General features: G+C 43.6%; 2 protein-coding genes and 1 pseudogene. 1 reads left to right on the forward strand and 2 read right to left on the reverse strand.

The genetic code is table 11. The annotated features are described in order from the left end of the window. Positions 1-342: pseudogene (locus ACTIE0_RS24540) on the forward strand (Uma2 family endonuclease); the annotation flags it as partial. 83 nt (positions 343-425) lie between these two features. On the opposite strand, the gene ACTIE0_RS24545 reads toward ACTIE0_RS24540, so the two are convergent. Beyond that, on the reverse strand, positions 426-821 hold the full coding sequence (locus ACTIE0_RS24545; protein ID WP_008053758.1) for a type II toxin-antitoxin system VapC family toxin: 396 nt from the start codon (positions 819-821) through the stop codon (positions 426-428). A gap of 3 nt (positions 822-824) precedes the next feature. Continuing rightward, a complete protein-coding gene (locus ACTIE0_RS24550) occupies positions 825-1058 on the reverse strand; it encodes an antitoxin family protein (RefSeq protein WP_008053759.1) in 234 nt (77 codons plus the stop codon). Between the last annotated feature and the right edge of the window lie 145 nt (positions 1059-1203).

Here is a 1203-nt window from a genome sequence, read left to right on the forward strand (position 1 = left end):
TATGGCAACCTAGAATTGCCTTGGCTGCGCTGGTGGGATAGCCAGGGTAATTTGTTATTAACCGGGGATGAACGAGCTAGAATTGAACGCCAGCGGGCAGAAAATGAACGCCAGCGGGCAGAAAATGAACATCAACGGGCAGAAAATGAACATCAACGGGCAGAAAATGAACATCAGCGGGCAGAAAATGAACATCAGCGGGCAGAAAATGAACATCAACGGGCGGAACAAGCTCAACTAGAGTTACAGCAGGAACGCCAACGGGCCGAAGCTGAACGCCAACGGGCGGAAAGACTAGCTGAGTTATTACGCGCCCAAGGAATTGACCCCGAAGAACTTTAAATAACTGTAAATAGAGGCGATCGCACCTACCTATTTTTGGGAGGGCGATCGCCTGTTTACAGAAAAGTTTGATAAGTTCATTTTTAGGGAATGACAATAATTGAGCCAAATTGCCTAAAATGATTGTCTAAACTGAGAGCCTTGCTGATTTGTAATTTTTCGATAATGACTTTGCTGCTACAATCGGTAAAACTCCACTCTTTATCTGAAAATTGCCTGAAAATTTGCGATGTTAACTGAATGTCTGCTTCGCTGAGAAAGTAGAGTGTACCAAGCTGACCCGAAAAAAATGCTTTTCCCATAGCAAGCGATCGCGCCGTTTCTTTTCTGGCTCTTAATAGTGTCAGTGTTTCATCAACAATATAGTCGGTTGTCAGAAAAGCCTCGGTATTTTGACGCATCCACATACTGACCGATTGATGCTCTGGATCTGAAGGAACGACACTAGCAAACCAAGCACTCGTATCTACAAATATCATGATTTATTTCTGATGGGGATAGAGAATGCGATCGTGGTCGAATCCAGAAAAATTGTCGCGATCGCCTTCTAAGGGTAATGCGGCAATTTGAGCTAAAATATCGGTGGTATTTTTGTTCTCCTGAGTCGAGTCATTAGCAGTAATGATCACTTGAACTGATGTTCCTTCAGGTAGATCGACGGGCTGCATGAGTCGCAGCATTCCTTGTTCATAAATTGCTTGTAGTGTAAATGTCATGGTTCTGAATCAAATCATCTCAGGTATTTTTAGTTAATTATAAGCGATCGCGCCTACCATAACCCAAGGCGATCGCTCTCGAAAATCCTACCCAAATGCTATACTGTCTGCCATAACCTGCGATGAGAAACTATTTACCATGACC

The sequence above is a fragment of the Limnospira sp. genome, from assembly GCF_051859755.1.
Lineage (GTDB): Bacteria > Cyanobacteriota > Cyanobacteriia > Cyanobacteriales > Microcoleaceae > Limnospira > Limnospira fusiformis.